Source organism: Mesorhizobium sp. M7A.F.Ca.CA.004.12.1.1, assembly GCF_003997835.1.
In the GTDB taxonomy this organism is placed as follows: Bacteria; Pseudomonadota; Alphaproteobacteria; order Rhizobiales; family Rhizobiaceae; genus Mesorhizobium.
Genome location: NZ_RZRK01000240.1, coordinates 1 through 7,799, shown reverse-complemented (window position 1 = coordinate 7,799; position 7,799 = coordinate 1). Strand labels below are relative to the sequence as shown.

Here is a 7,799-nt window from a genome sequence, read left to right as displayed (position 1 = left end):
GACAGAGGTCGGAGAGCGTGCCTTCCAGCGCCTCGCCGAGATTCTTGCCATGCGCCATCTGCGACGAGAGATAGGCGGCAGCAACCTCGGTGTCGTTTTCGGTTTCGAACGTCATGCCTTCGCGGATCAGTTCGCGGCGGACATTGTTGTGGTTCGACAGCGAGCCATTGTGCACCAGGCACTGGTCGGCACCGGTCGAGAACGGATGCGCGCCCATCGTCGTCACTGCCGATTCCGTTGCCATGCGGGTATGGCCGATGCCATGCGTTCCGGTCATCTTGCGGACGTCGAAGCGATCGACGACGGCCTCCGGCAGGCCGACTTCCTTGTAGATCTCGACAACGTCGCCGGCGCCCATGATGCGGATGTCGGGGCGCAGCGCCTGGATGGTTTCGCGCGCTTCATCGATCTTGGCCGGCGTGGTCCTGACGACCGCATGGGTGGATTTCACCGCGATCGTCACCGGCGTGCCGATGGCCTTGGCGAGCTCCGCCTCGAGGCCGCGGAAATCGCGGTCGGGCTTGGCGGACTGGATGGTGATCTTGGCCTCATTCTTGGAAGGCGCGCCATAGATGGCGATACCGGCGCTGTCCGGACCGCGGTCGCTGAGGGAGATCAGCATCTGCGACAGCATCGCACCAAGCTGGGGTTCCAGCGACTTGTCCTTCAAAAACAGTCCGACAATTCCACACATGTCAGCCTCCCGATGTTTGTAGCTAAGAGATCGTTTGTAGCTAAGAGAGGATGTATCGAATGAGCTGCACAAATTCAATCGTATGAAAAAAATATTCCTCTAGTTACCTATGCGGCTCAATGCCGCTCTGCGCACTGTCGCCGTCTCGCCGGGCATTGTGAACCCATTTGGCGGAGCGGATGCGGGCGAGCTTGTAGGCGTCGAGAATCGACAAGGCATAGATCAGGAAGCCGCCGGCGTGACGGCCGACGAAGCTGGCATCGGGCGGTGCGATCTTGGCCGTCACCCATGCCAGGATCACCATGAAGAAAAGGAACTGAAGGCCGCGCACCGGCACGCCGAGAATGACGTGCCCGCTTCCCGGCAGCACGATTGCGGCGCCGAGAACCAGATAGGGATTGGTGGGTGCCGTGGTGGGAATGGTCATGCGGCTTGCCGTTCGCTTTTGTTGATGGCGTCGCGAAGCGCCGACACCGACATCAGCAGTCTTTCGATCAGCGCACGATCGAGTGTGGCGTCGCCAAATTCGGCCTGCCGGAACACACCGTAGCGCGCCCGTTCGGCTTCGGCCAGCAGCCACACGATGCGTACCCCTTTCGGGGTGATCAGCAGTTCCTTGGCGCGCCCTTCGGAAAAAATCCCGAGGTGGCCGGCGATGGTCTCCAGTGGGAAGTGGACGCCCCTGCGATCCGTCCGCAACACGGCCTCGGCCGGAAATGCCGAACTCTTCGGCAGCGTGTGGTCGAGATGATCGAAATTGGAGAAGGTCGTCGGCGACCCCGGCCGCATCATCATGTCGAAGGTGCCGGGCACGGCCACCGGCTCGGTGACCGAGATGCTGAGCCAGCGCGCCGGCAGTTTCCGCGTCGCCAGTGTGTCGACGATGGTGCGCACCTGGACGCGTTGGCTGTTCCAGGATCCTTCCCAGGTGATGACGCCGGCGGTGCCGTCCGAGACATTGGCTGCGTCGGCGATGGCTGTGCGGATGCGGTCCTGCTCGACGGCAAGCGCCATCGATGCCCTGTTGCGGCTGGCACGCGCCTGCCAGGCAAGGTGGAGAACGATAGCCAGGACAATGGCTCCGGCCAGCAGTGCTGATGTCAGCTCGGACATTTTCTCATGCCACGCCCATCCAGGATACGGACCGGCCTACTCCCATCAATAACCCTGCGGCTTCGGCCACGGCATGGTGAACTGATCGCCGCGCCGCACGAATTTGTAGCGATAGAAATGGAACCACAGTGAGATCAGGAAATAGAAGGCGACCATGGCGATCAGTTGCGAGCCGAAGCCGAGGAAGATGGCGAAGAAGGTCACCACGCACAGGCAAAACAGCACGATGGCCGGGATCGGGTGGAAGGGGTGCGTGTAGCCGCGGCGGATCGAGCCGAGCGGCCACTTCTTGCGGAACATGATGATGTTGATGCTCATGAACGTGTATTGCAGCACGCCCGACAGGATCGAGAAGGTGATCGCCTGGTTGAGGTCGGCGATGAAGGCGAAGGCCAGCGCGATCGGCAGCAGGAACAGGATCGAACGATAGGGCGTGCGATATCTCGGATGCACGGCCGAGAACCATGTCGGCAGATAGCGGTCGCGGCCGAGCGAGAACCAGGCGCGCGCCGCATCGTTGATGCAGCCATTGGCGGAGGCCATTGCAGCAAGCAGCGTGGCGACGAACAACAGGTTCTCGAGCAGCGGGCTGCCAGTCAGCTTGCCGGCGTCCCACAGCGGATAATAGGTGATGCCGAGATATTCCCATGGCATCATCGAGGCGCAGACATACCAGGTCATGGCGGCGGCGATCAAAAGCGTGATCATGCCGGCCATGGTGCCGTAAGGCAGCGAGCGGGCCGGCGAGCGCACTTCCTCGGCGGCCTGTGTGGTGCCCTCGATCCCGAGATAGTACCAGATGCCGAACTGGAAGGCGGCGATGACGCCAATCCAGCCATAGGGGAGTGCATTGCCTGGCGTGACCAACTCGTTCAGCTTCAGCACGGCGCCTTGCGTCCACGGGCTGACCGAAAAGAACAGGATGACAATCGAGATATAGGCGACCGCTGTGATGACGAAGTTGACATTGAGCGTCATCAGCACGCCGCGATAGTTCAGCCACGCCAGCACGACGATGGTCGCGGCGATGAAGGAATTGTGGGTGAGCCCTTCGACGCCGGCCTTGGCGACGATGGTGTCGCCGAGCAGGATGGCGTCGGACACTTCGAGCATGGTGTAGGCAAAGACCAGGAACAGCGCGACGTTGAACGCCATCAGCGGTCCGACGATGTGCTTTGCCTGCGCATACTGGCCGCCGGCGGCGGCCACGGTCGATGTCACCTCGGAATCGATCATGGCGACCGAGGTGTAGAGCAATCCCACGACCCAGCAGACGATCAGCGCGGCCAGTGCGCCACCCTTGTCCGCCGAGAAATTCCAGCCGGTGAATTCGCCGACCAGGACGATGCCGACGCCGAGCGCCCAGACATGGGCCGGTCCGAGCACGCGCAGGAGTGAAACTCTGTCCCCTTGGGCAGCCGGTTCAAGTGCGATCGTCATTGTTCAATCCTCACTCAGATCCGGTGTTTTTCGGAAGTGGCTTCCAGTTCGCCCTCGCGCGAGGAGGTCAGCACCTCTTCGGAGAAGGTCGTGTCAACCTTGAACCAGTCGTAGAGCATCCACAAAGCGAGCACGATCGAGATGCCCCAGCATGCGTAAGAGAGTGCCACCCACATGATCGTGTCCCCCGAATTAAATCGTCCTCAGAACTCTTACTTGTCGTCGAATTTTTCGTTGATGACGTCGCGATATTCGCGGTCTGATGCACGAAACAGGAAGACGAAATAACCGATCAGCACCGCCGCCATGATGATCAGCGTCGGCCAGTCGATGACATAGTGGAAGCGGTTCTGGATGATGTCGTGCGCGGTCTCGGGCGTATAGCCGAGCTTTTCCCAGATAGACGCCATGGTCGGGTTCTGGCCTAGCGCTTCCCAGGTCTTGGCGTCGAGCGCGTCGATGGATTTCGCCGCGCCGGCGAGGCCCAGCTTGAGCGGTAGCCACAGTGCCACGAAAATGGCGACGACGACGACGGCGATGTCGAAAACCTGCCCGGCCTTGCTTTGTTCCGGCGGCGTGTAGCGGGACATCTCTTCTACCCCTCAGGACTTGCGGTTCAGGACTTGCGGTTGCGGAACGCGTCGGCGTTCTTGATATCGAGCCCGTAGATGAATTCCTTGTCTTCCTTGTAGTGCTTGACCATCGCCAGGATGGCGGCCGTGTTGAAGATCAGCACGGCGGCGGCGGCGATCGCGACCACGGCCTTGATGCCGCTGTGCGGGATGTAGGGCCATGTCATGAGGAGGACGAAGAGGATCGTCGCCCACAGGCAGACGATCAGGAGCGCGGCTCCGCGCACGTCGGAACGATACAGCGCTTCGATGCGCTGTTGCATGTCTGACATCGGTTTCTCCCCTTTTCCGCCGTCCGGTTCCGAATCCCCCGTCCGTCGTCCTCTTTCAACAGAGTGAAATTTTTTTCATAAGTTCTGTCTGAATCCCGCAATTGTCAAGCGCGATTTACGTGGGGTTAACCGTTTGGTTTGCGCGGCGGATTTTGCCTGACAATGAAATTAATTGCTTATGGGTATTGCGGCGCCCGGAGGTTTGCGATCAATATTCGGCCAAAGCTCCCGCCGCTGCGCAGGGGGCAGGGAACAGCAGAGCATTATCGAAACGGAGGACGAGCGGATGACGGCATCCTGGAGATTTTCGACCCTGGCGGATCGGCACCGAGCGCTCGGTTCGAAGCTCGAAGACTGGAGCGGCATGGGAACCGCCTGGACCTACGACAAGGATGCCGACGAGGAGTACATCGCCATCCGCACCAAGGCTGGTCTGATGGATGTCTCCGGCCTCAAGAAGGTCCACATATCAGGGCCGCACGCCTCGCATCTCATCGACCTCGCCACCACACGCGATGTCGAAAAGATCTATCCCGGCAAGTCGGCCTATGCCTGCATGCTGAATGAGGCGGGCAAATTCACCGACGATTGCATCCTCTACCGCACCGGCCCCAACGCTTGGATGGTCGTGCATGGTTCGGGCACCGGCCATGAGGAGTTGCAGCGGGCAGCTATGGGCCGCGACGTCTCGCTGCGCTTCGACGACAATCTGCACGATCTGTCGCTGCAGGGTCCGACAGCAGTCGACTATCTAGCCAAGCATGTGCCGGGCATTCGCGACCTCAACTATTTCCATCACATGCAGACGCAACTGTTCGGCTTGCCCGTCATGATATCGCGCACCGGCTATACCGGCGAGCGCGGCTACGAGATCTTCTGCCGCGGCCAGGATGCCGGCACGATCTGGGACAGGATCCTCGACGAGGGCAAGAGCGCCGGCATCATTCCGTGCCGCTTCACCACGCTCGACATGCTGCGCGTCGAAAGTTATCTGCTCTTCTACCCCTACGACAATTCCCAGAAGTATCCGTTTGAGAACGAAGGCCCGGGCGACACGCTGTGGGAACTCGGCCTCGACTTCACCGTCAGCCCCGGCAAGACCGGCTTTCGCGGCGCCGAGGAGCACTATCGCCTGAAGGGCAAGGAGCGCTTCAAGATCTATGGCGTGCTGCTCGACGGCAAGGAGCCGGCCGATGAAGGAGCGCCGGTCTATCGCGACGGCAAAAAGGTCGGCGTAGTAACCTGTGCCATGTATTCGCCGCTGGTCGAGAAATCGATGGGCATCGCCCGGCTCGACGTGGACTGCGCGGTCAAGGACACCAAGCTCGAAATCCGCAACAAGAGCGGTGCCATCAAGGCGACGGCGCAGCCGCTTCCCTTCGATGATCCCAAGAAGACCAAGCGCGCGGCGAAAGGTTGAGGCATAGTCAACACCGAGGGGTTCGAGCAATTCCAGGAAAGTGTGAAACGGTTTTCCGTCCGGAATTGCGTCGAAGCAAAGAGATAGAGCGGTCCGCCGTTTCTATGAAACGGTGAAGCGCTCGAAGGCACGAAGACATAAATGGCAGCCAAAAGTATCATCAGCCGGCCCGTTTACGGAACCTTGTCTCCGCAACCCGGCAAGCATCATCTTTTCATCGCGGACGCGGAAGGGGCGCTGGCGATAGCGGAGATGGCCGGGAGGGCGCCGCCCGGGTTTTTCGGCGACGCCGAAATCGTCTTCATTCCCGGGCTTGACGGCAAACATGCCGTCGCACTCGAAGCGTTGAAGCCGGCACAGTTCCACCAGGCGCCGTCCTTTGCCAGCCTGCTGCCACGGCTCCGGCAGACACTGGCCAACGCGCATATGGGCTTGCGCCTCTATCTCGCCGGCACGGAGGGCCTGATCGGCCAGGCGATGCAGGTGGCGCTTGAAGCCGGCATCGACCACACTTCGATCCAGACCGAGCACCGCGGCTCGCTGGCGCGGCGCATGCAATGTGTCCATTGCAAGGGCATCACCGAGAATGTGACGACGCAGCCGGCGACCTGCGCGCATTGCGGCCTGCTGCTTCTGGTGCGCGACCATTATTCCAGGCGCATCGCAGCCTTCCAGGGCGTCTGCATCAATGCGGAAGATCGCTCGGAGATTCCTCCGATGGAGGAGATTTTTCGATGAGCACCGGAACAACAAAACTCGATGTCGTTGTCAGCGACGTCGTCCCGGTCAACGACCTCGTCACCCGCTTCCATTTTCGCCGGCGCGACGGGCAGCTTTTGCCGACTTTTTCCGGCGGCGCCCATGTCGTGGTCGAGATGCGCGACGGCGAACGCACCAGGCTCAATCCCTATTCGCTGATGGGCTCGCCGCTCGATACGCGCGAATACACGATCTCGGTGCGGCGCGACGATGTCGGCCGTGGCGGCTCGCTGTTCATGCACCGGAGCGTCAAGCCGGGCATGGAGATGGTGGTCAGCTACCCCGTCAACCTGTTCTCGCTCGACCTGCGCGCCAAAAAGCATCTGATGCTGGCCGGCGGCATCGGCATCACGCCGTTCATGGCGCAGACCGCTCAGCTTGCGGCGGAAGGCGGCAATTTCGAACTGCACTACACCTGCCGCACCGCATCGCTCGGCACCTATGCCGATGTGCTGCGCGAGCGCTACGACCGCCGGGTCAGGCTCTATCATGACGACCTTGAGGAGCGCATCGAACTCGACCGGTTGCTGTCGACACAGCCGCTCGGCACGCATCTCTATGTCTGCGGCCCGGCTGGCATGATCAACTGGGTGCGCGATCGCGCGGCAAGCCTCGGCTGGCCGGCGGAAACCGTGCATTTCGAGCATTTCGCGGCACCTCAACCCGGACTGCCGTTCGACGTGAGGCTTGCCGTCAGCGGCAAGGCGATCCGCGTCGATGAACAGCAGAGCCTCTTGGAAGCGATCGAGGCGGCCGGCGTCGATCCGCCCTATCTCTGCCGTGGCGGCGTCTGCGGCCAGTGCGAGACCAACGTCATCTCTTGCGACGGCAGGTTCATCCACAACGACCACTGGCTGAGCGAGGAAGAGCACCGTTCGGGCAAGAAGATCATGCCGTGCGTGTCGCGCTTCGAAGGCCGGTCGCTGGTCCTGGAACGGTAGAGCATTTTGCAGCCAAGTGGATACACTTGGCGTCGCAGAAATGCGGCTAAAACAAAGAGATAGAGCGGGCAGCCCGCTCTAGGAGAAAATCATGGGCATCACCTTTCGCAAGGAAACGTTCCGCGATGACTTCACCTTCAAGAACAGCCCGGAGCACATAAGGCGCTTCCCGTTCCCGTTCCACGAAGACGCCTACATGTATGCTGTCAACATCGAGCCGCATGTCGTCGGACCCAGGGGCAGCGTGCTGGAAAACCTGATCGACGTCGACGAGCACTATGTCGCCGAGATGCAGGACCGCGCGCTGGTGCTGGCCGAGGATCCGCTGCGCTGCCAGTCGCTGCCGCACATGACGCTGGCCGGCTGGGACCTGCTCGAGCTTTTGATGGAGCAGCAGGCGCTGGGCTATCCCGAGCATTTCACGCTGACCCGCGACGGCGATCGCTGGCGCTGGATCAACCGGCCGCTCGGTATCGACGACACCTTCACTTTCGGCGACACCTCGACGCTGCCTTACGGGCCGATGGC

General features: G+C 61.3%; 11 protein-coding genes. 4 read left to right on the top strand and 7 right to left on the bottom strand.

Annotated elements, in window-relative coordinates; translation table 11 throughout:
* The 7 genes from EN984_RS14790 to EN984_RS14760 form a co-directional block, all read right to left on the bottom strand.
* Positions 1-694, bottom strand: a 694-nt coding sequence (locus EN984_RS14790; RefSeq protein ID WP_127383803.1) for a glutamine amidotransferase, incomplete at its 3' end; no start/stop codon positions are given.
* 103 nt (positions 695-797) lie between these two features.
* Positions 798-1,121 (bottom strand): hypothetical protein, encoded by a 324-nt coding sequence (locus tag EN984_RS14785; RefSeq protein WP_127267812.1) that lies wholly within the window; start codon positions 1,119-1,121, stop codon positions 798-800.
* The gene (locus EN984_RS14780) at positions 1,118-1,807 is read right to left on the bottom strand and encodes a hypothetical protein (RefSeq protein ID WP_164748761.1); all 690 of its coding nucleotides are present in this window, start codon (positions 1,805-1,807) and stop codon (positions 1,118-1,120) included. Before EN984_RS14780 ends, EN984_RS14785 begins: the two co-directional genes overlap by 4 nt.
* Positions 1,808-1,852: 45 nt before the next feature.
* Entirely contained in the window at positions 1,853-3,247 is a 1,395-nt protein-coding gene (locus EN984_RS14775; protein ID WP_127267811.1) for an amino acid permease, read from the bottom strand.
* A 14-nt stretch (positions 3,248-3,261) separates the two neighbouring features.
* Positions 3,262-3,423 (bottom strand): hypothetical protein, encoded by a 162-nt coding sequence (locus EN984_RS14770; RefSeq protein WP_013532900.1) that lies wholly within the window; start codon positions 3,421-3,423, stop codon positions 3,262-3,264.
* 36 nt (positions 3,424-3,459) lie between these two features.
* Complete coding sequence (locus EN984_RS14765) at positions 3,460-3,837, bottom strand: hypothetical protein (RefSeq protein WP_013532899.1); 378 nt, start codon at positions 3,835-3,837, stop codon at positions 3,460-3,462.
* Positions 3,838-3,863: 26 nt separating this feature from the next.
* Positions 3,864-4,151 carry a hypothetical protein gene (locus EN984_RS14760; RefSeq protein ID WP_027036059.1) on the bottom strand — a complete coding sequence of 96 codons (288 nt, stop codon included), beginning with the start codon at positions 4,149-4,151 and terminating at the stop codon, positions 3,864-3,866.
* A gap of 286 nt (positions 4,152-4,437) precedes the next feature.
* On the opposite strand from EN984_RS14760, the gene EN984_RS14755 reads away from it, so the two are divergent.
* From EN984_RS14755 to EN984_RS14740, 4 genes are all read left to right on the top strand, one after another.
* Positions 4,438-5,571 carry an aminomethyltransferase family protein gene (locus tag EN984_RS14755; protein WP_127267810.1) on the top strand — a complete coding sequence of 378 codons (1,134 nt, stop codon included), beginning with the start codon at positions 4,438-4,440 and terminating at the stop codon, positions 5,569-5,571.
* 141 nt (positions 5,572-5,712) lie between these two features.
* Positions 5,713-6,309: a dimethylamine monooxygenase subunit DmmA family protein gene (locus EN984_RS14750; protein WP_127267809.1), complete on the top strand. Its 597-nt coding sequence runs from the start codon at positions 5,713-5,715 to the stop codon at positions 6,307-6,309.
* Entirely contained in the window at positions 6,306-7,271 is a 966-nt protein-coding gene (locus tag EN984_RS14745; protein WP_127267808.1) for a PDR/VanB family oxidoreductase, read from the top strand. Before EN984_RS14750 ends, EN984_RS14745 begins: the two co-directional genes overlap by 4 nt.
* A gap of 91 nt (positions 7,272-7,362) precedes the next feature.
* Positions 7,363-7,799 (top strand): heme-dependent oxidative N-demethylase subunit alpha family protein (locus EN984_RS14740; RefSeq protein WP_127383802.1); only part of this gene is annotated, 437 nt, incomplete at its 3' end.

Excerpts from the sequence above, each read along its gene's own strand:
- EN984_RS14785 (WP_127267812.1), bottom strand. The coding sequence starts at position 1,121 with ATGACCATTCCCACCACGGCACCCACCAATCCCTATCTGGTTCTCGGC.
- EN984_RS14780 (WP_164748761.1), bottom strand. The coding sequence starts at position 1,807 with ATGTCCGAGCTGACATCAGCACTGCTGGCCGGAGCCATTGTCCTGGCT.
- EN984_RS14775 (WP_127267811.1), bottom strand. The coding sequence starts at position 3,247 with ATGACGATCGCACTTGAACCGGCTGCCCAAGGGGACAGAGTTTCACTC.
- EN984_RS14770 (WP_013532900.1), bottom strand. The coding sequence starts at position 3,423 with ATGTGGGTGGCACTCTCTTACGCATGCTGGGGCATCTCGATCGTGCTC.
- EN984_RS14765 (WP_013532899.1), bottom strand. The coding sequence starts at position 3,837 with ATGTCCCGCTACACGCCGCCGGAACAAAGCAAGGCCGGGCAGGTTTTC.
- EN984_RS14760 (WP_027036059.1), bottom strand. The coding sequence starts at position 4,151 with ATGTCAGACATGCAACAGCGCATCGAAGCGCTGTATCGTTCCGACGTG.
- EN984_RS14755 (WP_127267810.1), top strand. The coding sequence starts at position 4,438 with ATGACGGCATCCTGGAGATTTTCGACCCTGGCGGATCGGCACCGAGCG.
- EN984_RS14750 (WP_127267809.1), top strand. The coding sequence starts at position 5,713 with ATGGCAGCCAAAAGTATCATCAGCCGGCCCGTTTACGGAACCTTGTCT.
- EN984_RS14745 (WP_127267808.1), top strand. The coding sequence starts at position 6,306 with ATGAGCACCGGAACAACAAAACTCGATGTCGTTGTCAGCGACGTCGTC.